Consider the following 21,524-nt stretch of genomic DNA (forward strand, 5'->3'; position numbering starts at 1 on the left):
TGATCCTTATTTTTGGCTTCATTGTTCAGATAGCCGTTTCTTTATATTTAAGTTTTTGTTTCAATTCAGTCGAAGAAACCCCTTCTGTATATGGAAAATATATAATATCTACCCCTACATGATTAAATTTTTTTTCCATTTCATTAAATAGTGGATTACCTTTCCAGTCATCTCCAACGAACATTACATTAAATTTTAAAGTTTCCCATGCTAAAAACTTATCTCTATTTATCTGTGGAACTACTACATCTACATACTTGATACCTCCAACAATTTCGATTCTTTCTTGATGTGGAATAACGGGTAATTTATTTTTATATTCCTTCACTAACTCATCCGTACTGACTCCAACGATGAGGATTTCACATTGTTCCTTTGCTCTTTTTAAAATATTTAGATGTCCCACATGGAATAAATCGAAAACTCCCGTTGTATAACCAATTTTATAAGGCTTCATTTATATTCCTCCTACTCGGGTTAAAGCAAACTTCATTTATACGCTCAACCAACATCTCGCTTGCTGTTCCGTCTTCGAAAGATCCTACTTTTTTAAAGAAGTGAACTATGTCTTCAGCATATTTTCCAGGATCGAAAAATCTTATTTCATTAATTAGTTCATCGTTATTCATTGCTGTTTTAAATGGTAATTCTAATAAGTTAAAATATAAATTTCTATCTTGACTTGTATAATCTTTAAAATCAGGTGCGTATAAAAAGCATGGTTTTTTTGTAATTGAATAATCAAACATTAAAGATGAATAATCTGTTATCAATGCATCCGAAATATTTAGTAATTCTTGAATGTCATTATATGAAGTTACATTAATAACATCATTCCCATAAACTAACTCTTCTGATCTTGATATGAGATGTGGGTGTAATTTAATTAAAAAAACCCACTTACCGCCATATTTCTTTTCCAATGTCGTTACTACTTTTGAATAATCCAGATTATATACAGTTAAATCATTATTTTTTCTAAATGTTGGGGCATATAAAATTACCTTATAATCGCTAGAAATATTTAACTTTTTTATTATTTTCCCTTTAATTTTCGGATTACTTCTCAAAAGAAAATCATTTCTTGGTGTCCCATGTTCAAAAATTTCCCCATCATACCAAAAAGACCTTCTAAAAATATCTGAACTGTATTTGCAGCCAGATAGTAGAAGGTCACATTTTTTCGAATCCCTTTTAGCCATTTCAACATATGTCGGTGGAAGTGCAGCTTCTGCGTCTTTTTCGATTTGCTTTAATCTTAGTGAACTATGCCATGTTTGAATGTAATACTGACTTTTCCTTTTTACAAACAGGTCAGTTGTTCTGAAATTCGTAATAATAACCTTAGAAGTGCATAATTCATAAAAATATTGTAAAGTCATGATCTTAACTTTCCTAAACCCCGATAGATTTTTACGTGGATTTACATTATCAAATGCCCACACTATATCGAATTTTCCTTTAGGGTAATTTTCTAATATATATTCTGTAATATATTTGGGATTACAGCCATATTGACTGCCATAATAACTAAACAAAAATATTTTATTCTTCTTAATAGGAAAACAGTTAAAAATATAAATGATGAATAAGGATATATATTTTTTTAGTTTCTCAACGAACTGATTCATTTTTATCCCTTTCCTAATTAAAGGTTAATTCGCTCTAATCCAAGCGGCTGAGGTAAAATTCTTAACTTCCTTAAAGTTTTTCTTGTAAACAGGAAGATAATATTAAAATACGGATGAAGTTTAAATAATGTTAACTGCCTTTTTAATTGATTATCTTCTTGGACAGCATAATAAAATTGCTTGTAGTTACGTTTGATATACCCTTGTATTTCTTTTTTATGTAATCCTCCTTTATCCTTTTTTTTATTCAAGAATAAGAGATTATAATGGATCAAACATGTCTGCAATATCACCCTATAAGATTCTGCCGTTAAATCTTGGTAATGGTGTTCTAGAAAATGGTGTCTTTCTTTGAGGCCTTCTATAATGTCTAAATTTCTTATTGAATAATTATAGACAATGCTATCGCTTCTTTGCAGATAGTAGCACAGCGGTTCATGTAGAATTACATATGTTTTAACTCGTTGCATTACTTTATGAGCCCAATATACATCCTCAAACAATACACCTTTTTTAAATGGAAGGTCTTTGATAATTTTTGTTTTATAAAGCTTTCCCCAGGCGAAGTTTTTCACCTTTTCGTTTTTAACTAACTCCGCCATAAGAACTTTATTATTTAAAATAGAAGGAGGATCATTTTTGGAATTAAAGCGATTATCATAAAGTAGATGATCCTCATAGGCATAATAAAAAGCCGATTGTGTAACATCAGCTTTATAAGTAAGACTTGAATGTACCAATTTCTGAATCATATTCTTTTCTAGCCAATCATCACTATCTACAAAAAGTGTATATTCTCCAGTTACATATTGCATACCTGCATTTCTCGCGTCTGATAACCCGCCATTTTCTTTGTCCACAACTACAATTCGACTATCCTGACTTGCATAGTCATCTATAATGGCACCGCAGTTATCAGGAGACCCATCATTCACTAGAATGATTTCTAAGTTCGTATATGTTTGTTCTAAAATGCTATCGACGCATTTATGAATATATTTTTCAACCTTGTATATAGGCACAACCACACTTACTTTAGATACCATTTTAAATCGCCTACTTTATTTATTTTAAACGATTATATCTTTCAATTATTTATCCCCACCCTGCTCATTCTGCCATTTAATAAATTCCAACAATGTTTTAAATTCTTGGATCCGTTCCTTTCCGTTCCCGGATTCTTTTAGTTCATGGATTAATTTCATCCATTCTGCATCTAGCTTTGATGATGCAAAATCATGATTTGTTTCCGAAGCTACTAATGTTTTAAGGTCTACGTTTAATACTAATGCAATTCTTTCTACCACTTGGATGGATGGATTTTGATTCACATTTCTTTCAATATTACTTAAATAAGATTTTGCAACACCCGCGCGATTGGCAACCTCCGTCAATGTTAAACCCCTTCGTTTTCGTATTTCCAATATATTTTTTCCTATCATCTATATACCTCTTTTATCCATATTGGATCAGTTCTGTCGTGTTTAACGTCTCTTTAATACAGGTAATCACTCTTATCATATTTTCTTCAGTCATACTCGTACCAGAAGGTAAACATATTCCTGTCATAAATAATTGCTCGGATACACTTTGATTCTCTTTATGGGAATAATATTTCATCCCTTTAAATAGCGGTTGCAAATGCAAGGGCTTCCAGACAGGACGAGCTTCAATATTTTCTTTAGCTAGTGCCAATAACAAGTCGGCAGCGGAAACACCAGCAATCTTGTTGGCAATTGTTAATGTTGTAAGCCAACGATTAGATATTGTGTTTTTCACTTCAGGCATAAACTTAATGCCCGGTAAAACCGATAGTTCTTCGTAATACTGTGAAAATATTTTCCTTTTTGCCTTGATTCTTTCATCTATTACCTCGAGCTGTGCTCTCCCAATTCCAGCTAAAATATTACTCATTCGATAATTGAATCCCATTTCACTATGCTGATAATGAGGGGCTGGATCTCTCGCTTGAGTAGCTAAAAAACGAGCTTTTTTTAATGCAACTTCATCATCAGATACGAGCATTCCTCCACCAGAAGTAGTAATAATCTTATTGCCATTAAATGAATAAACTCCAAATTTCCCAAAGGTTCCACTTGGCTTACCATCATAGCTTGAGCCGAGTGACTCGGCCGCATCCTCAATTACCGGCACAGCATATTGATTACATATTGAAAGAATTTCGGTCATCTTCGCACTTTGCCCATATAAATTAACTACTATTACCGCTTTGGGCATTTTGCCAGTAGAAGAGGCCTCCACAAATGCTTTTTCTAGGGCGTCTGGTGACATATTCCAAGTGTCAGGCTCCGAATCAATAAAAACGGGTTCAGCCCCTTGGTATAAAATAGGATTGGCACTTGCTACAAATGTAAGGCTGGAACAAAATACTGTATCTCCCCTTTGTATATCTAATAAAGAAAGAGCCAGATGAATCGCTGCAGTTCCCGAACTTACTGCAACAGCGTCATTGGCTCCTACATAATTTGCGATTTCTTTTTCAAAAGCATCAACATTTGGTCCAAGCGGTGCAATCCAATTCGTATCTATTGCTTCCTGTATATATTTCATTTCATTACCAGACAGATGTGGTGGGGATAAATAAATTTTTTCTTTATTAGATATATAGATCGTAAACACCCTCTATCAATTGTTTATTTTTCACCACGGCTGGAATACCAACAGCAGTGCAATGAAAAGGTATCGAATGAATGACGGTTGCACCTGCTCCAATTACCGACCATTCCCCAATCGTTTTATTGGGAATAATTGTTGCTCCAGCACCAACATGTACTCCTTCTTCAATTCCTACTCCACCTGTTATTGTCGCATGAGGAGATATATGAACAAAATCACCTATTTGGTTGTCATGTTCAACGATTGCACCTGTATTTATAATTGAATGATCTCCGATTCGAGAATCCGAGTTGACAACGGAATAAGCCATAATTACCGACCCATTTCCGATCACCGCACTTGGACTAACATATGCAGTCGGATGTATTAGTGTTTCATAATATACATTTGGAAGCCCTAACTTATTGGCGATCCGCTTTCGAATCTTATTATTGCCAATCGCAATGATGAATTTAATATCGTTAAACATACTTCCGATTGTTTTAGCTGAGCCGATAGGACCTCTGAAAGTATTATCACTCTTCGACAATTTTTCGTATTTATCATCTAAATAAGCGACGATTTCAATATTACTTTTTAATGAGATAAGATCACGAATAACTTTGCTATGACCACCTACTCCGATTATCGCTATTTTCATCCACATCCCACTTTCAAAGAGATTTTGTCCCCTTAAAGCCTTCCACTGTCGCGCTCCCTGGTTGATTAATTCCTTCAGATATCAGCACCTTTTTTATCGTTAATAATAAGATTTTCAGATCTAGTAATAAGGATTGGTGATTCACATACCATATATCTAATTCAAACTTTTCTTCCCAGCTTATCGCATTACGTCCGTTCACCTGTGCCCATCCAGTTATACCCGGCTTTACAAGATGGCGCTTCGCTTGTTCGCCGGTATATAGTGGCAAATATTCCATTAATAATGGACGAGGTCCAACTAGACTTATATCCCCTTTTAAGACGTTCACCAATTGCGGAAGTTCATCTAAACTATATTTCCGCAAAAACTTTCCAATGGCAGATATTCGTGCATAGTCTGGAAGCAACTCCCCGTTCTCATCCGTTTCCTCTGTCATTGTCCGAAATTTATACAATGTAAAAGGGATTCCATGCAATCCCGGACGCTCTTGCTTGAACAGGACGCTTCCTCCTAATTTCCATTTGATTAAAAAAGCGGTTAACGTAATGATTGGAAATAGAATCAAAAGTAAAATGATCGCGCTAATTAAATCAAAGCATCTTTTCACACGCTCCAACTCCAAGATTAATCATTCAATTGATTTGGTAATTTAAAGATGATAATTAATTGATTTTGTATGTCTTTCATAATCTCATCTGTATGAATCCGTTCAGATTCGTGTATTTTCATATAAATGTCTTCCAACAATCGTTTGAATTGTTGTTGTGTCGTCGTGGTTGTCGACATTTCCATTTTTGCATTGCCTCACTTTATAGACATGATTTTATCAATTTAATACCCAAATTTATAAGCTGGCATCGGGGCTTCGTATCCATTCGGATTATTCACCTGCCAACGCCATGCATCGATGCACATTTGTTCAAGGTTTTTTTCTGCTACCCAACCAAGCTCTTTTTGCGCTTTTTTGGATTCTGCATAACAAATACCAATATCACCTGCCCTCGGAGCAACAATTTTATATGGAATGGTTATTTGGGTAGCCTTTTCAAATGCTTGAATCACCTCAATGACGCTGTAACCTATTCCGGTACCAAGATTATAAGCGCTTACTCCTTTTGTTTTCTGAATATGCTTAAGCGCTCTCAAATGGCCTTTTGCAAGATCAACTACATGAATATAATCTCTTACCCCAGTCCCATCTTTCGTTGGATAATTATTCCCATAGACGCTAAGCTCCTTCAGCTTTCCAACTGCCACTTGAGTAATATATGGCATTAAATTATTTGGAATTCCATTTGGTGCTTCACCAATACGACCACTTTTATGAGCTCCGATTGGATTAAAATATCTTAATAATGCAATACTCCAGCTAGAATCCGATGCATAAAGATCCTGTAAAATCTCCTCTATCATTAATTTCGTTCGTCCATATGGATTCATCGCTCTTAATACGGATTCTTCGCAAATTGGAATACGTTCAGGTATTCCATAAACAGTAGCTGATGAACTAAATACTAGATTTTTAACATCATATTTTTTCATGATATTACACAATTTGACGGTACTAATAATATTATATTCATAATATAAGAGAGGGGTTTTTACTGATTCTCCGACTGCTTTTAAACCGGCAAAATGGATAACTGCCTCAATATTATTTTCGGCAAACACTTTATCCAATTCCTTGTCATTTAACAAATTTGCTTCATATATTTTAAAGTCTTTTCCTGTGATTTCACTTATACGATTTAATGACTCAGGACTGCTATTAGAATAATTATCAACGACTACAATTTCATATCCTTCTTGTAACAATTCCACGCACGTATGACTTCCGATATAGCCAGCTCCCCCTGTAATAAGAACAGCCATATTTATCAACCTCTCTTTACATTAAGCTTCGATTAGTTGGTAGAGTTTTTCTACTTCCTCCTCGTTTCCGTAATCCCTTTTCTTTATGTTTGAGATCAAATTTTTCCTTAAATCCTCATTATTTATCAATCTTATAATTCCATTAACAAGTCCTTCGATACTAAGTGGTGTAATTAGCGCATCAAATTCGTCCTGAGCTTGGCTTTTCGCCGTAGGGAAATTAGTAATCACGACTGGCTTTTCTAAAATTTGCGCTTCCCGAATCGTAACAGCCTTTCCTTCATATCTAGAAGGCTGCACATAAATATCACATGCTTTAATATATGGATATGGATTGACCTTCTTTCCTAATAAGAAAAAGCGATCTTGAAGATTTAATTGATTAATTAATTTCTTAAGCTCATCTTCAAGCGGTCCATATCCTACCACATACCACTTTATGTCATACCCTTGCCGAATTAACTCCTTACAAGCCTTAACAGCATAATCCAACCCTTTCGCATGTGAAAGGCGGCCTATTGTTAACAGTGTCGTTTTTCCAGGTAAGCTTCTTATTTCTTCCGGCACCTCAAGATTTGCCTGTTCTCTGATTATTTGGGCTGAAAGTATATTTTCAATTACCATTGTTTTCCCCTTATAATCCGGGAAAGTTTCCAGGAACGTTTTGGAACAATCTTCTGAAACCGCCACGACATGATCTAATTTATCCCACATACGACTTTCCATTTTTTTATGCAAATATATATTTGAGTAATCCGTATGAATCCAACCAATTCTTTTCTTTGCCTTTACTTTTTCTCCAACAAAATGATGTGGCCATAGGAAACCTATGGCCACATCGTATTCTTTATTTAGTTTTGGAAGAAAGCGGTTTGTTATTTCCCAGCTATATTGAATAGTTAAATAGCCTGGTTCATCAATATTATTTAACTTCCCGTGAAGAGAACTTAACGATTTAGCTATTATTCTAGAAGCGCCAATGTGATAATGTCCTTCTTTCAGTATTTGGCTAATCGATTTTCTAAAAGTACTATATTGGGGGACTTCAGCTAAAAGATGTGGACCTGGTGGCAATTTGGAAAAAAAATCCCCTTCGTGCTTAAAAAGCATAAGATCTACATCGTATTTATTGTAATCTAGGTGATTTAATAGACCGATTAAACTACGCTCTACACCCCCAATCGCTAAATCAAAAGAAGTGATTATTATTTTTTTCTTCATTTATATTACCCCGCTATTCATTTTTTGAGGAGCTTCATTACTAGAAACTCCATATAAGCGCAACCATTCATTCAAATTATTTTGAATATTAAAGCCGAGATTTGATATATTTTTTATGATTGAATTGGTATTTGGTTTATCCTTGGAGAGGGCAACTTTAATACTGGCACACCATTGATCTATGTGATCCCCAAGATTAATGTACGTGACCAAACCTAAATCCATGTCGGTACTTTTTGGGACTGATGTTGCAGCAATACATGGAACCCCAGAGCACTGAGCCTCTATCATAACGATACCGAATCCTTCAAATAAAGATGGGAATAGAAAAACATCGAAAGTATTCATAAGTCTAGGTATATCGGTTCTTACTCCTAAAAATCTTACGTGATCAAGCAATTCAAGTTTCTCAGCTTCCTTTTCAATTTTCTCCCTTAAAGGACCCTCCCCGACTAAAAGGGCTACAAAACTCGAATCTTCTTCTACCAGCCTTTTTAAAATCTTTAAAATGAATAAGTGATTCTTCGATTCCGAAAAGCGCCCTACATGACCGATGATTTTTGCATCCTCAAGTAAATTAAGCTCTTTCAAGACACTTTTTCTACTGTTCAAGTCTGCATCGATATAATTACTTATATCAATTCCATTATTCAGAATATGGACCTTATTTTTATTTCTTGGTCCAAATAAAAATCTTGCAGCCTCATCACTGCAGCTGCAAAGCCTTGTTGCTGAAAATTTAATCATTATTTGCAGTGTTTTAAATTGAATTAATTGTTTCATTCCTTTATTTTTCAACCAATTATTACTATGAGAGTGGCATATTCTATTCTTTATCCCACAAATTTTAGCAGCCAATGCTGGGAAACCGCTTTGGAAATCCGTATGGGCATGAATCGCCGTATAGTCATTTGCAGACATAACATCCATCAAGTTTTTTATATATTTAATCGGGCCTATTGTTCCAAGACTAGGAAGGTTGTAGATTTTTCCACCCAAAGATTTAATTTCATCATCGTAGTCCATGGGTCCTTTACTATGGGTAATAAAATCAAATTGGAGCTTTGTTCGATCTATCTTTCGATAAATATTCATAATTAGTGTTTCTGCTCCACCTCTCCCCATTGAACTTACAATATGAAGGACCCTTTGAGGTTTATCTAAAACTTCCAATTTGTGCCCCCCTTCCTATTTTAAAAGAAAAACATCAAGAAAATTACTTCTATATTGAATATCTAAAGTAATTACATTTTCGTAATAATAATAAAGGAAATAACAAGTTACCAAAGAATAATAAATAAACCTTTGGCTTTTGTCGTTGAAAATTTTTACAATCCAAGATATAAGGATTAATTGATACAAATTGAAATAGATCGAAAACCTTGCAAATATCCAGTTTTGTGTTGATATAATCATAAAAATTAATCCAACAAGCGCCATATTAACGATATAATCACTGCTCGGAAATATCTCCCTCAGTTTATCTCTTCCAAAATAAGCGATGATCAGTGGGACTGCATCTACAGCCACTCTAATTTTACTTGCTCCACCTTCATGAAACTCCGAATAATGTCCATACTGAGTATTTTCAATAGCGGAAAATAAAAAAGTTGAAAATTGTCCATAACCTATAACTATGGCTATCGAAAAAAACAGAAGTATAAATGTTGCTTTAGACCAGGCTTTATATCTAACTAAAAAATAAATGGGTATAAGTATTAGTGCACTTTCATGAAATGTAGATGCAAAGACGATCACTAACATGTATTTCAACCAATTGCCTTGAATTAAAAATTTTGTGGCCGTGAAAATAATTGCGGCAGTCATTACCTGCCTAATCCCGTTCATAGAAACCAAATATAATCCGCCTGTAATATAAACGTACAAACTTAATTCGATCATTCGAGAATATTTAAAAAGAATAAGTACGATCAGAACGTTTGTGATCAGTGCTGCTGTAAATAGTAATATTTGGGGATCATCTGAGTATTGCTTAAGTATCATTTGAAAGATCCAAAATCCAATATTTTTTTGATTTTCGATATCTCTCAAGGTAAAATTAGTGATCTCATAAGCATGTTTATAAAAATAAGTATCACCAATATTGGATCTTAAACCCGAAACGAGTACCAACGATAACATAGAAATGAAAACTAAGGTTTTATTTGGCTTTATTGGAGCCCTTGACCCAATTGTTAATACTGGTGTGGCGAAGTACCTTGAAAGAAAAGAACAAATAAATACGATAGCTAGATTAAACCATAAAAAAGTCATAATATATTTCCCTTCATGACAGATATTTCCGACACCCGTACATTAAAAAAGGTCGTTCAGATTAACTCTGTACAGCCCTAGTCTTGGTTGTAATGTATAAATATAGTAAGAAACCTATTGGAGTAGCTAAAATTGTTAACCCTTTGTTTGGAGTTTCTCTTAAAAATCTTCTGTTTTTTGACAGTATACTACTAGAAACATAATGAATAGCTTGCCTATATTTAAAAACTAGGCTTCCAAAAGGTAATTTCATTAATTCTTTCCGATAAAAAGCAAAACCTTTTGGATTTTTCCGATATTGCCGAAACATATTAAGTGATGAGCCATCTTGAAGATACTCCACACAACATAATATTTCATTCATCAGGAGCAGCTCGTATTGTTGATCGAGCATATAATATTTGTATGCAAGCCCAACATATTTTTCATTTGTGAAGAGTGGATATGGAAATTGTTTCGTTAATTCAGTTCGATAGACGAGCTTTTTGTCACCAATTACACCATGCTTATAATAGAGATCAAATAAGGTTGAGCTTTTTATGTGTTCTGGTAATTTTGTTCCAATGAGCTCTCGGTTCGTATTTGCGTCAAGTCCAATCAGACCACTAAGCTTATCACTTCCATATTTCCGCCAAAATTCTCCTATCTTTTTCACAGCATCTTCCGGCATGTAGTCATCTGAATCAATACATACATTTAGTTCAGTATCAATTAGTTCGTATGCAGAATTATGCGCACCATGCATACCTTGATTCTCTTGCCAATAATATCTAATTTCAATGTTATTTTCCTTTATCCAGCCATCTACTAAATCTTTTGTATTATCAGTGGACCCATCATCAATAATTAACCAAATAAAATCATTACAGGTTTGGTGCACCAGGCTTTGGTAACACGCCTCTAGGCAATATGCTCGATTATATGTTGGTGTAAATATTGTTAATAATTTCAATGTTTTCACCTCAATACCTGTAAGTAATAGCTTGTCATATCTCGTGCTGTGGATGAAATATCAAAACCTTTATTCACTAAACCGTTCTTATTAAAATCTCTTTTTTGCTGCCTTAAAGCGGTTTCCTCTAATCCATCTATCCATATTTCTTGATTGTTTAAAGAGGCAAATTTAATTAAATTCAAATCTAAATCAACGTCTTGTGAAACCTGATCAGATATAAGGCAAGGTAATCCAGCTCCCTGAGCCTCAATAAGCGAGACTGGCAGACCTTCGAAAATGGATGGAAATATGAAGACATCAAAAGCTTGCAGAAGTCGTTCTATATCACTCCGCACTCCAGTAAATTTCACTTTTTTTTCTAAATTCAAGTCCTTTACTTTTTTTTCAATATTAGCCTTTAAAGGCCCCTCTCCTACTAGTATTAGCACTGAATTCTCCTTCACTTTGACGAATTTTGCGAAAACATCTATAAGAAAGTTATGATTCTTTACATGTGAAAATCTTCCGACATGGCCTATTACAAATATATTATTATCAAGCTTTAACTCTTCTCTCATTTTTTTTCTAATATTAGGAGAGAAAGAAAATTTTTCACTTTCAATACCATTTTTAATAATCATTGTTGATTCTAAATTATTGGTAAATAACCATCGAGCAGCGTGTTCAGAACATGCGATGAAGTGAGTAGCATTTTTAGCGATTAATTTCCCTGAATACCATTTATATGTTTTCGAAAAATAACCACCTTCACTACTTGTGCTATGACTATGTGAGATACGGATAGGTATTCCCGCTTTTTTTGCTGAGCGAAGTACAACTCCACTCATCTTATCCAGATGGGAATGAACAATTCTATACTCATTATGACTGGAAAAAAACTGTTCTAATTCTCCTATATACTTAAAATGCCCGACATCTGATATATACGGAATCCTATGAATTTTTCCACCTAGTTTGATAATTTCATCATCGAAAACACCGGGTCTAGACGTTAAGAAATCAAATTGAACAGCGGAGCGATCAATATTACGATATAAATTCATAATTAAGGTCTCGGCCCCACCACGGTTCATATTTACAACAACATGCAATATCCTTAATGGACCGCCCACAAAACTTCCTCCATCTCATCCATCACTTTTTTATACATTAGACTTTTTTCTTCTAGAACTTTATTTAAAGAAAACTTTTCCTCTATTATTTTTCTGCTATGTGATCCAAATAAATCCCTTAAATCTTCATTTGTAGCAAGATTTATAATTCTATCCGCTATGTTACCGATGTCTTTTTCAATAAGCCATCCATTTATATTATTTGAAATAAGCTCCCTATGCCCCCTATTATCAACTGCTACAATTGGCAATCCACATGCCATCGCTTCCATAATGTTCACGGGTAATCCTTCTCTTGAACTTGAAGCAACAGCAATATCGCTCATTTTTAATAATGAAACTATATCGTTACGATATCCTAAAAAATCGATTAAATTCTCTACCCCTAGTTTGACCGCCAGTTGTTTGCAATGTTCTAAAAGTGAACCTTCCCCTGCTAAAAGTAGCTTTATATTTGGCACATGCTCCTTCATCAGAGCTAATGCCTCTATAAGAATTTGTTGGTTTTTATTCTTATTAAATTCTGCAGCATAAAACAGCAAAAAAGCATCATTATGATAATGATACTTTTCCCTTAGTTTTATTTTTTCAGATTCACTTACCGGTTTAAATAATTCTGTATTTACGCCGACTCCATGGACATGCTCAATACGGTTAGCCTTAAAATGATGATTAATGGCCAAACTATAATCTTCTTTATTAATTGTAATTAAACAATCAGTATAGCGAGCTAGCGTTCTTTCGATTGGGTAATATATAAACCAATTTACTAGAGGAGCACCTTTACAAAAATGAAAGCCGTGCGCAGTATAGATGATTTTTGTTTCATGTTTCCTTGCCTTTCTAGCTGCTAATCTGGTTATAACCCCTCCCATTGGTGTGTGACAATGAATCATTTCATACTTATTTTTATCAATCAAATATTTTAATTCCTTATATGCATCAATGTTCTTCCTACTAAATGGAGACCTTTGAATAGGGATATTATATTTCTCATCTACATACGGGAGATCAATATTACCCGCAGCAGCTACATGAACTTCCCATCCTTGTTCCTTAAACCATCTTAAATAAGGTATATGAAAGGCACGAAAATGATAATCAACCGTTGCACAAAACATCACCTTTTTCCCCATCATCCTCACCTACTTAATCATTTGTCTATCAAGAACAGAAGATAAGTAATCGATTAGTTCCCTTCTTAAATCCTCTCGTTGTAGAGCCATCTCGATCGTCGTTTGAATAAATCCCATTTTCTCTCCGACATCATAACGAATCCCTTCAAAATCGTAAGCATAAACAGCTTCATAAAGATTTAACTTAGCGATCGCATCTGTTAATTGGATTTCCCCACCTGTACCTGGATCTTGCCTTTCAAGCAGATCGAAAATTTTAGGACTTAAAATATATCGGCCCATAATTGCTAAGTTTGATGGTGCATCCTCTTGCTTTGGCTTTTCGACTAAATGATTCACATTATAAAAACGTTCTCCTATTTCATTCCCATCAACGATTCCGTATCTCGAAACTTCATTTTCCGCAACCGATTGGACGCCGAGAATGGATGCGTTATATCTTTCATACTGTTCCATCATTTGCTTAAGTGAGGGTTTCTCTGCCTGAACAATATCATCACCTAACAATACGGCAAATGGTTCATCCCCAATGAATTTGCGTGCACACCAAACTGCATGACCTAAACCTTTCGGCTCTTTTTGCCGAATATAATGAATGTCTACCATCTTTGAAGTTTTTTGTACTTCATTCAATAAATCAAGCTTTCCCTTTTCTAACAAGTTCTGCTCTAATTCAAATGAATGATCAAAATGATCCTCAATTGCCCTCTTTCCTTTTCCCGTAACAATCATAATATCTTCAATCCCTGATTCAATGGCTTCTTCAACAATGTATTGAATCGTTGGTTTATCTACGATTGGCAGCATTTCTTTTGGCATTGCTTTTGTAGCCGGAAGAAATCTTGTTCCTAGACCTGCCGCTGGAATAATGGCCTTTCTAACTTTCATCTTTACTTCCCCTTCCTTACTGTTGTATTGAAAATATTGGTTCTGATGTTAATTCGCCTTTATTATTCGCTATATTAAGAAGCATTTCCCTTAATGTTTCTTTCTCTATATTAGAATAGGTTTGGATAATATTATCTATTTCTTCAAGATATAATTTCGCTGTTTTTCCAATATAAATGTTTTGGTATACCTGTTGCTCATGCACTTCATCTTCCTTTAATAACTCTTCAAATAGCTTTTCACCTGGTCTTATTCCGGTAAATTCAATTCCAATATCCTCAAAGGCATGACCGGATAACTGTATTAAATTTTTTGCTAAGTCAACAATTTTCACTGGCTCCCCCATATCTAGAACGAAGATTTCTCCACCTTTTGCTAGCGCTCCTGCTTGAATAACTAATCTTGATGCTTCGGGAATCGTCATAAAATATCGAACCATCTTCGGGTGTGTAACGGTAATTGGGCCACCTTTTTCGATTTGCTTTTTAAATAATGGGACGACACTGCCTTGGCTTCCGAGCACATTACCGAATCTTACAGCAACAAACTTCGTATTACTTTTTTTGTCCATGTGCTGAATGATCATTTCTGCCAACCTTTTTGTTGCCCCCATCACACTAGTAGGGTTGACTGCTTTATCAGTAGAGATCATCACAAATGTTTCCACACCATGCCAGCTCGCCGCTTCAGCAACATTTCTTGTTCCAATAATATTGTTTTTTACAGCTTCTTCCGGATTTCTTTCCATTAGAGGTACGTGTTTATGAGCAGCAGCATGGTAGACAACATGGGGGTGATATCTCCCCATCACTTCCATCATTTTCTTTTCGTCTTTTAAATCGGCAATTTCTGTTATGAATTCAATTCGTACTTGCCCGAACTGTTCCATTAACTCTAGCTCAATCGCATGAATACTATTTTCACCATGGTCTAATAAAATAAGTTGCTTCGGCCGAAATGTTGCAATTTGCCGGCATATTTCCGAGCCAATCGATCCTCCTGCCCCTGTAACGAGCACAGTTTTGTTTGTCACGTAATCGGATATGCTATCAAGATCTAATTCTACCGGTTTTCTTCCTAATAAATCCTCCACTTGTACATCGCGAAATTGATTGACAGAAACCTTACCTGTGACAAGATCTTCTAGCATCGGCAATATTTGTGTTTTCGCTTTCGTTTTGCAGCATTCTTGGAAAATCGTGTTTAGCTTCCTCTTATTTAGAGAGGGGATTGCAATAATGATATGGGTAATATGTAAATCTTGAACAGTCTTTTCGATTTCCTTCACACATCCAACAACAGGAATTCCTAAAATATGTAGCTGTTGTTTCTTTTCATCGTCATCAATAAATGCAACGGGATAAAGGTCTGCATCATTGCTTTTCAACAATTGCCTCGCAACCATCATTCCCGCTGAACCAGCACCAATAATAAGTGTTCTTTGTTTATGTCCATCTTTATTCAAATTATGGTTGCGATGCACTCGCCAATAAAACCTGGTCCCTCCGATGAGCAACATATGGAGCAACCACGTAACGGTGAGTAGCCGAAAATAAACTTCATTAACCGTTATCTTCTGAACGATACTTGCTATTATGATTGATAAGGTCACAACCTTTAAAATAATAATGAACTCCCCAACACTCGCATATTTCCATGCCTTTTTATAGATCTTGAAAATAAAAGAAAAGAGATGATGGCTAATAATAATCGTAACCGCACTAATTATGATAGGAATTGTTAAAGCATGAAAGCTTCCATTAACTAAGAAATAGCTAAAAAAAATAGCCGTAAGTACGAAACACGAATCCAATAAAATAAATAATGATAGTCTTTGTCGATAAGACAATACGACCCCTCCTAGAACGATTTCCACTGAATGTTTTATATTAAAGTGCTTAATGATGAGGTCTTTCTAAGTATAAAATTATTGCTAGAAAAACAGCATGATTAAGTCCTTTAATTGAAATTGGGCATCTAACCCTCCCTCACATCACACTTTCGACGACTGGCGTCTAAGGCTTCTCAACCCACAGCATGACCGAGTATCTCCATTGATATTGGTCAGGAGACATCACCATATCTTTCAAATAAAGCGAATTAAATATTCTCAATAGCGAACAAAAGAACTTAAAAATTTCTAGTAAACCTTTTCATTTAACACAACACCAATAATATGAGCTTTCGCATATTCTAGTACTTTTTTTGTTTCAATAATTTTTTCACTTTTTGTTTTGTTTTGCCTCACGACCAATACAACGCCATCACATAAATTTGCGATAATTTTTGTATCAGTTACTTCTAGTACTGGCGGTGAATCTATGATGATCGTGTCATAAAATGAATTTAGCTTTTGTAATAATTGCTTCATTGAATATGAAGCTAGCAATTCAACTGGATTGGATGGAATGGGACCGCTTGTTAATATGTCCAAGCTTCCAATCTTTGTAGGGTAAACAGCATTTTCAAATGTTGATTTCCCAGTCAATACATCTGTTAATCCCGTCTCATTAGATGATTTAAAAATGTTATGAATATTAGGCTCTCTTAAATTCCCATCAATAAGTAAAATCTTTTCTTTTTGTTGAACCATCGATACCGCTATGTTAGCCGCTGTTGTAGACTTGCCGTCCTGCTTGCCAGCTGAGGTGATTAAAATGTTTCTTCCCTTTTTTTCCCCCATGATAAAGCTTATATTCGTTCTGATCGTACGAAATTGTTCTGAAATGAGAGATTCCGGATCTGTGTAAGTAACTAAATTTCTATTCTTCGTAGAAAACAGCATTTTATAATTATTTAGATCCAATCGTCTCACTCCTTAACTCTAATTCCGCTTTTTTCTTTTTCTTAACGTTCCTTTTATTCTTTTTATTTATTTTAGAAACATTACCTATTACTTGAATACCTAGAATCCTTTCGATTTCACGCTCCGATTTTATAGAATCATCCAATGCATCAATTAAAAATATCAAACCAAATCCTGTGATCATTCCAAAAATTGAAGCTGCGATAATAATCTTGTTCCGATTATCCTCATTAATAGGTATGGGATTAGATTTAGCCGATGATAATATGCGAACGTCTTCAAATTCAAGAATGTTCGGAATTTCAAGCTTAAACACGTTTGCAATCGTATTTGCTATATGTGCCGCTCTCTCTGGATTCGTATCAATCACACTAATCTTCACTACTTGTGAGCTATCAATACTCTCCACATTAATTTGCCCCGCCAATGCCTTAGGCGATTGTTGCAGCCCTAGTTCACTAATCACCTTGTCTAACACAATCGTATCTTTAATAATTACCTGCAGCGTTGTTCTCAGTTCAGCATTTGCTCCAATAATGATATTTGCTGAAGATTCATATAAAGGTGAGGACTTATTGAGGTTACTATAGAACCAACCTGCGACTGTGACTACTATAGTTATTAACAGAACAACCCACAGTCTCCTTTTTATTATTCTGAATACTTCTTTTAAATTTATTTCCTTGGCAATTCTTTTATCATCAATATACACGTGATTTAATTGATTCATAAAACCCCACCTTTATTGACAGTTCATTCGTTCCTAATAAAGAACAAATCAATATTATGAACTCCCTTCATTACATAATATTCTGATTATACACTCATCATAGTTCTTTATAAAGAACAAGTCAATACCCAATTTCTTCTTTATTACAAAAGTCAAATTTATAAGGTAGCTTCCATTTGTTTTCCTAATAAATTACTAAACATCCCCTGTTTTTCTCCCGCTAACTGACCAAACTCACCTTTTTGGATAATTTGCCCCTCATCGAGAACAACAACTTGATCCGCATTCCTAATGGTAGAGAGGCGATGCGCGATCACAATAATTGTCATTTTACCTTTTAATCTTTCAAGCGCCTCTTGAATTTTTGATTCATTCTCAGTATCTAATGCACTTGTTGCTTCATCCAAAACTAAAATAGACGGCTTTCTTAATATGGCACGAGCAAGGACAAGACGTTGTCGCTCCCCTCCTGATAATCTTATTCCTCTATCACCAATGAGGGTATCTAATTGATGGGGAAGCTTTTTAACAAAATCATCAGCAGCAGCGAATTGCAATGCTTCCCATAGCTGATCTTCAGTTGTACTTGGCTGAATTAACATTAAATTTTCTCTTATCGTCGTATTAAATAAAAATGGATCCTGCGGAACATAACTAATCGAACGCCTAAGTGATAGGAGGTTATCTTTTGTTAATGGAATCCCATCTAATAAAATTTCTCCCTTTTCAGGTTGGTTTAGTCCCATTAAAAGGTCAATTAAAGTGCTTTTACCAGCTCCAGACTTTCCAACTACAGCCGACATACGATTTGAAGGGAAGAATACATCAACTCCATTTAATGCATATACATTTTCATTCTGATTATACCGAAAGAATACATGATTACACTGAATACCTTCTTTAATATTGATGGGCATGATTGATTGATAATCTAAATCATCTACCTCTTTAGCAAGTTTTGATTCTATTGTTAAGTTTATCACCGCTTTCAGGGCAGGGATGGTTGTCGCAATTTGTTCCAAACTAGCCTGAATCCCTGTCACTCTTGGCCACAACCTAGTAAAGATAATAATGATTAACATCAGTTGAGCAGCTTGGGAATTAAATAAGTTCACAGATAAAAAAATAAAAATAGAGATTAATACTGCTGATGCTATTTTATAATAAAACTGAGAAGCAGTTTTTAATGTTATATATCCCATTTGCTCATCATACATACGTTGGGAAATGGAGCGGAACCAATTCATTCGTGATTGCTCCAACGTATTGCTTTTAATATCTTTAATTCCATTAAAATTATCTGTTATACCAGCCAAAAAGTTTTGCGCTATCTCTGAAGTTCTCCCACCTAATTCCCTGGATCTTTTAATAAATCCGCGAGAAAAAACTGCTAATATTAGTCCACTTAATAAGACGAATATTGTAATTTTTGGAGATAATAAGAATGCAATACCGATCTGGATGAATGTAAAAATAATTCCCGTTATAAACTGCAGAAATGTATTCGTTCCGGCACTCACACGTGCTAATTCTGCCGTTATAGTATTAATTAGGTCTGATTTTCGTCTTTTAATATAAAAATCCCAATTTGCACAGAGTAAATCCCGATAAATTTCTAATCGCAAATATCTTGCAAAGCCATGCTGAATCTTTACGTTTTGGATCGTTACGTATCGGGAAATTAAATTTTGAAAAATATTAACGATCAAAAACATGGCTAGAATAAAAGTTAAACCTAATGTACTAGGTACTTGTTGCAGTAAACCAAAGGCCGTTTTTGCAAGTGAATTGCCCGCCTCAAAGTTTACAATTCCGCTATAACTTATCACTGGAATTAACAATAACAAAGCAATTCCATCAAGAAGACTAATGAGCACCATCCCTAGAAGGTTAATATATAGTTTTTTACCAGAATAAGAGTATAACTGTTTAAAAAAATATAAAACAGATTTCATCGCTAAGTCCTCCTAAGGTAGTGTATGTTTCCTTGTTTTTCTCAAAATCCATAAAAACGGCCGCAAGGGAAAATAAAGAAAGTGGAATTCTTTTGGTAATGGCAATGTTTCAACGTCTGTGTAATATGGATGTAACATGCTTAAAATATAAAGTGATTTTTGTTGAAATGACATTAAAGAGAATAAATGCTTTTTATGATATTTAGCTATCTCATTAGGAACAGGTTCGGTATGCAAATTGACCATTTGTTCTAAATAAAACATTGATTCTTTAGCTAATCGATTCGGGCGATTTCCCTTAATGAATGGTGACATATCTTTCGTTATGATTGTACCTAGCAATTGATTAGCAAGAATAATTGATTGCCCTCCAATATGGTCACTTTGATATTTCCTTAATAGATCATAAATGCGATCCCACTTCAGATTCTTTTTTATCATTTGATGAATATCTACTAACCACCGCAAGCGGGACCATCCATGGCGTGCACCGTGAGTAACAAGAAAAAAGAACAAGTCTTCGTCTCCCATAATATAAGTTGGATAACTAGCAATCGAGCTTTTCTTCTTTCTACTCCATAATTCATCAAATGTTGGTTCTTTGCTAGGTGCGGGATTTAGCCTCCAATGGACCTCAATTTTCGTACCATGACTCGGGTGATAATAAGTAAAATGATGATGTCTCCATTTCCAATCATTCAATACAGTTAAAATATATTCATCTTTCTCGTATCCTTTACTTTCAAGTAATTCATTTACTCTGTTTAAATCTTCTATACAAACGAGAATATCTAAATCCCCCGATGTTCGTTTAGATATATCTCCATACAGATCTGCCGCGAGAATAGGCCCTTTTAGAAAGAGATGACGAATTTTATTATCGTTAAATAATCTACTCATTTTTTCCATTTCTCCATATAAATGGAGCATCCTATAAGTATTTTGTTGATAGTAATGGTAAAAGGACTTAGAAATATGTGAAGGAATTAGATAGCCTTCGGTCTTCATTAACTCGCTATATAATAACGGGTACAAGCGATGATGCAGTGCCAAGTTGAGAAATAAATCCCAGTCTATATCGACATACCATTCCTTTGAAAGTTCATTTTCTCCTTTGATTATTTTCAGTATTAGTTTTAGTTCTTTTGGTATTTTTGTCACCTTTAAATCCATATTTTTATTCATCGCTTTCCCCTTCTGCCGGCGTATTGCTTATTTTCTTGGCAAACATACTAACGATCGTAAATTTCTCCATCCCCTCAGCACCAGAAATATAATAAGGACCACTTCGAAGCCATGCGTGAGCAATCATTTGTCCCGCATCATCTCTTCCAGTTCCTAAATAGAGGGTACTATCAATCCCCCTCCTTTCTAGCATTTTCATTCCTGCCATCGCTTTAACAAGGCATTGACTTTCCCAAAGAGTATATTTACTCATAATATGGATAGCATGTGAAATATTCTTTACTCTTTCATTATTCCCTTTACTATTATAATGATGGGGAGTCTCATACATATGTTCACCTAATAAAGGTGCCACTTTAGAGAATGGAACTTTTTTTAAAATCCGGGCCCACCCTAAGAACAGATATGCTTCAATAAGAAGCAACATCGTTTTTGGTCGTTGTGCAAAAAAAGTTTTAAGCTTATTTATTATTTTCATT

General features: G+C 34.7%; 22 protein-coding genes. All 22 read right to left on the reverse strand.

Features of this window, described 5'->3' with window-relative positions; all coding sequences use genetic code 11:
* Positions 1–25: 25 nt before the first annotated feature.
* The 22 genes from KHA95_RS13910 to KHA95_RS14015 all read right to left on the reverse strand — a co-directional run bounded on the left by KHA95_RS13910 (position 26) and on the right by KHA95_RS14015 (position 21,523).
* Positions 26–457 carry an FAD synthase family protein gene (locus KHA95_RS13910; RefSeq protein ID WP_213138133.1) on the reverse strand — a complete coding sequence of 144 codons (432 nt, stop codon included), beginning with the start codon at positions 455–457 and terminating at the stop codon, positions 26–28.
* Positions 444–1,631, reverse strand: coding sequence for a CDP-glycerol glycerophosphotransferase family protein (locus tag KHA95_RS13915; protein ID WP_213138134.1), 1,188 nt, complete (start codon positions 1,629–1,631; stop codon positions 444–446). Before KHA95_RS13915 ends, KHA95_RS13910 begins: the two co-directional genes overlap by 14 nt.
* Positions 1,632–1,648: 17 nt before the next feature.
* Positions 1,649–2,677 carry a glycosyltransferase family 2 protein gene (locus KHA95_RS13920; protein WP_213138135.1) on the reverse strand — a complete coding sequence of 343 codons (1,029 nt, stop codon included), beginning with the start codon at positions 2,675–2,677 and terminating at the stop codon, positions 1,649–1,651.
* Between the two features lie 45 nt (positions 2,678–2,722).
* Positions 2,723–3,073 carry a helix-turn-helix domain-containing protein gene (locus KHA95_RS13925; protein ID WP_213138136.1) on the reverse strand — a complete coding sequence of 117 codons (351 nt, stop codon included), beginning with the start codon at positions 3,071–3,073 and terminating at the stop codon, positions 2,723–2,725.
* 13 nt (positions 3,074–3,086) lie between these two features.
* Complete coding sequence (locus KHA95_RS13930) at positions 3,087–4,202, reverse strand: aminotransferase class I/II-fold pyridoxal phosphate-dependent enzyme (RefSeq protein WP_213138137.1); 1,116 nt, start codon at positions 4,200–4,202, stop codon at positions 3,087–3,089.
* 46 nt (positions 4,203–4,248) lie between these two features.
* Positions 4,249–4,908, reverse strand: a complete 660-nt coding sequence (locus tag KHA95_RS13935) for an acetyltransferase (RefSeq protein WP_213138138.1) — start codon at positions 4,906–4,908, stop codon at positions 4,249–4,251.
* 13 nt (positions 4,909–4,921) lie between these two features.
* Positions 4,922–5,518, reverse strand: coding sequence for a sugar transferase (locus tag KHA95_RS13940; protein WP_213138139.1), 597 nt, complete (start codon positions 5,516–5,518; stop codon positions 4,922–4,924).
* A 17-nt stretch (positions 5,519–5,535) separates the two neighbouring features.
* On the reverse strand, positions 5,536–5,703 hold the full coding sequence (locus KHA95_RS13945) for a YwzD family small protein (protein ID WP_213138140.1): 168 nt from the start codon (positions 5,701–5,703) through the stop codon (positions 5,536–5,538).
* 39 nt (positions 5,704–5,742) lie between these two features.
* On the reverse strand, positions 5,743–6,783 hold the full coding sequence (gene galE / locus KHA95_RS13950) for a UDP-glucose 4-epimerase GalE (protein ID WP_213138141.1): 1,041 nt from the start codon (positions 6,781–6,783) through the stop codon (positions 5,743–5,745).
* Positions 6,784–6,804: 21 nt separating this feature from the next.
* Positions 6,805–8,004: a glycosyltransferase gene (locus tag KHA95_RS13955; protein WP_213138142.1), complete on the reverse strand. Its 1,200-nt coding sequence runs from the start codon at positions 8,002–8,004 to the stop codon at positions 6,805–6,807.
* A complete protein-coding gene (locus tag KHA95_RS13960; protein ID WP_213138551.1) occupies positions 8,005–9,129 on the reverse strand; it encodes a glycosyltransferase family 1 protein in 1,125 nt (374 codons plus the stop codon). It abuts the gene before it with no gap.
* A 63-nt stretch (positions 9,130–9,192) separates the two neighbouring features.
* Positions 9,193–10,278 (reverse strand): EpsG family protein, encoded by a 1,086-nt coding sequence (locus tag KHA95_RS13965; RefSeq protein WP_213138143.1) that lies wholly within the window; start codon positions 10,276–10,278, stop codon positions 9,193–9,195.
* Positions 10,279–10,339: 61 nt separating this feature from the next.
* Positions 10,340–11,230, reverse strand: a complete 891-nt coding sequence (locus KHA95_RS13970; RefSeq protein WP_213138144.1) for a glycosyltransferase family 2 protein — start codon at positions 11,228–11,230, stop codon at positions 10,340–10,342.
* 5 nt (positions 11,231–11,235) lie between these two features.
* Positions 11,236–12,345 (reverse strand): glycosyltransferase family 1 protein, encoded by a 1,110-nt coding sequence (locus KHA95_RS13975; protein ID WP_213138145.1) that lies wholly within the window; start codon positions 12,343–12,345, stop codon positions 11,236–11,238.
* Positions 12,330–13,484, reverse strand: a complete 1,155-nt coding sequence (locus tag KHA95_RS13980; RefSeq protein WP_213138146.1) for a glycosyltransferase family 4 protein — start codon at positions 13,482–13,484, stop codon at positions 12,330–12,332. The genes KHA95_RS13975 and KHA95_RS13980 overlap by 16 nt, the downstream gene beginning before the upstream one ends.
* Positions 13,485–13,490: 6 nt before the next feature.
* Positions 13,491–14,369: a UTP--glucose-1-phosphate uridylyltransferase GalU gene (gene galU, locus KHA95_RS13985; protein WP_213138147.1), complete on the reverse strand. Its 879-nt coding sequence runs from the start codon at positions 14,367–14,369 to the stop codon at positions 13,491–13,493.
* A gap of 16 nt (positions 14,370–14,385) precedes the next feature.
* Positions 14,386–16,218, reverse strand: coding sequence for a polysaccharide biosynthesis protein (locus KHA95_RS13990; protein WP_213138148.1), 1,833 nt, complete (start codon positions 16,216–16,218; stop codon positions 14,386–14,388).
* A gap of 291 nt (positions 16,219–16,509) precedes the next feature.
* On the reverse strand, positions 16,510–17,175 hold the full coding sequence (locus tag KHA95_RS13995) for a CpsD/CapB family tyrosine-protein kinase (protein ID WP_481748447.1): 666 nt from the start codon (positions 17,173–17,175) through the stop codon (positions 16,510–16,512).
* A complete protein-coding gene (locus KHA95_RS14000) occupies positions 17,162–17,905 on the reverse strand; it encodes a YveK family protein (RefSeq protein WP_213138149.1) in 744 nt (247 codons plus the stop codon). The genes KHA95_RS13995 and KHA95_RS14000 overlap by 14 nt, the downstream gene beginning before the upstream one ends.
* A 158-nt stretch (positions 17,906–18,063) precedes the next feature.
* Positions 18,064–19,860 carry an ABC transporter ATP-binding protein gene (locus KHA95_RS14005; protein ID WP_213138150.1) on the reverse strand — a complete coding sequence of 599 codons (1,797 nt, stop codon included), beginning with the start codon at positions 19,858–19,860 and terminating at the stop codon, positions 18,064–18,066.
* 12 nt (positions 19,861–19,872) lie between these two features.
* Positions 19,873–21,045: a nucleotidyltransferase domain-containing protein gene (locus KHA95_RS14010; protein WP_213138151.1), complete on the reverse strand. Its 1,173-nt coding sequence runs from the start codon at positions 21,043–21,045 to the stop codon at positions 19,873–19,875.
* Positions 21,038–21,523, reverse strand: a complete 486-nt coding sequence (locus KHA95_RS14015) for a lasso peptide biosynthesis B2 protein (protein WP_213138152.1) — start codon at positions 21,521–21,523, stop codon at positions 21,038–21,040. The genes KHA95_RS14010 and KHA95_RS14015 overlap by 8 nt, the downstream gene beginning before the upstream one ends.
* Position 21,524 lies beyond the last annotated feature (1 nt).

Origin of the sequence: Bacillus sp. FJAT-50079 (genome assembly GCF_018343515.1) — a bacterium.
In the GTDB taxonomy this organism is placed as follows: Bacteria; Bacillota; Bacilli; order Bacillales; family Bacillaceae_C; genus Lederbergia.

Bases quoted from the DNA above. Each gene is read 5' to 3' on its own strand.
- KHA95_RS13910 (WP_213138133.1), bottom strand. From the start codon at position 457: ATGAAGCCTTATAAAATTGGTTATACAACGGGAGTTTTCGATTTATTC.
- KHA95_RS13915 (WP_213138134.1), bottom strand. From the start codon at position 1,631: ATGAATCAGTTCGTTGAGAAACTAAAAAAATATATATCCTTATTCATC.
- KHA95_RS13920 (WP_213138135.1), bottom strand. From the start codon at position 2,677: ATGGTATCTAAAGTAAGTGTGGTTGTGCCTATATACAAGGTTGAAAAA.
- KHA95_RS13925 (WP_213138136.1), bottom strand. From the start codon at position 3,073: ATGATAGGAAAAAATATATTGGAAATACGAAAACGAAGGGGTTTAACA.
- KHA95_RS13930 (WP_213138137.1), bottom strand. From the start codon at position 4,202: ATGAAATATATACAGGAAGCAATAGATACGAATTGGATTGCACCGCTT.
- KHA95_RS13935 (WP_213138138.1), bottom strand. From the start codon at position 4,908: ATGAAAATAGCGATAATCGGAGTAGGTGGTCATAGCAAAGTTATTCGT.
- KHA95_RS13945 (WP_213138140.1), bottom strand. From the start codon at position 5,703: ATGGAAATGTCGACAACCACGACGACACAACAACAATTCAAACGATTG.
- galE (WP_213138141.1), bottom strand. From the start codon at position 6,783: ATGGCTGTTCTTATTACAGGGGGAGCTGGCTATATCGGAAGTCATACG.
- KHA95_RS13955 (WP_213138142.1), bottom strand. From the start codon at position 8,004: ATGAAGAAAAAAATAATAATCACTTCTTTTGATTTAGCGATTGGGGGT.
- KHA95_RS13960 (WP_213138551.1), bottom strand. From the start codon at position 9,129: ATGGGGAGAGGTGGAGCAGAAACACTAATTATGAATATTTATCGAAAG.
- KHA95_RS13965 (WP_213138143.1), bottom strand. From the start codon at position 10,278: ATGACTTTTTTATGGTTTAATCTAGCTATCGTATTTATTTGTTCTTTT.
- KHA95_RS13980 (WP_213138146.1), bottom strand. From the start codon at position 13,484: ATGATGGGGAAAAAGGTGATGTTTTGTGCAACGGTTGATTATCATTTT.
- galU (WP_213138147.1), bottom strand. From the start codon at position 14,369: ATGAAAGTTAGAAAGGCCATTATTCCAGCGGCAGGTCTAGGAACAAGA.
- KHA95_RS14000 (WP_213138149.1), bottom strand. From the start codon at position 17,905: ATGAATCAATTAAATCACGTGTATATTGATGATAAAAGAATTGCCAAG.
- KHA95_RS14005 (WP_213138150.1), bottom strand. From the start codon at position 19,860: ATGAAATCTGTTTTATATTTTTTTAAACAGTTATACTCTTATTCTGGT.
- KHA95_RS14010 (WP_213138151.1), bottom strand. From the start codon at position 21,045: ATGAATAAAAATATGGATTTAAAGGTGACAAAAATACCAAAAGAACTA.
- KHA95_RS14015 (WP_213138152.1), bottom strand. From the start codon at position 21,523: ATGAAAATAATAAATAAGCTTAAAACTTTTTTTGCACAACGACCAAAA.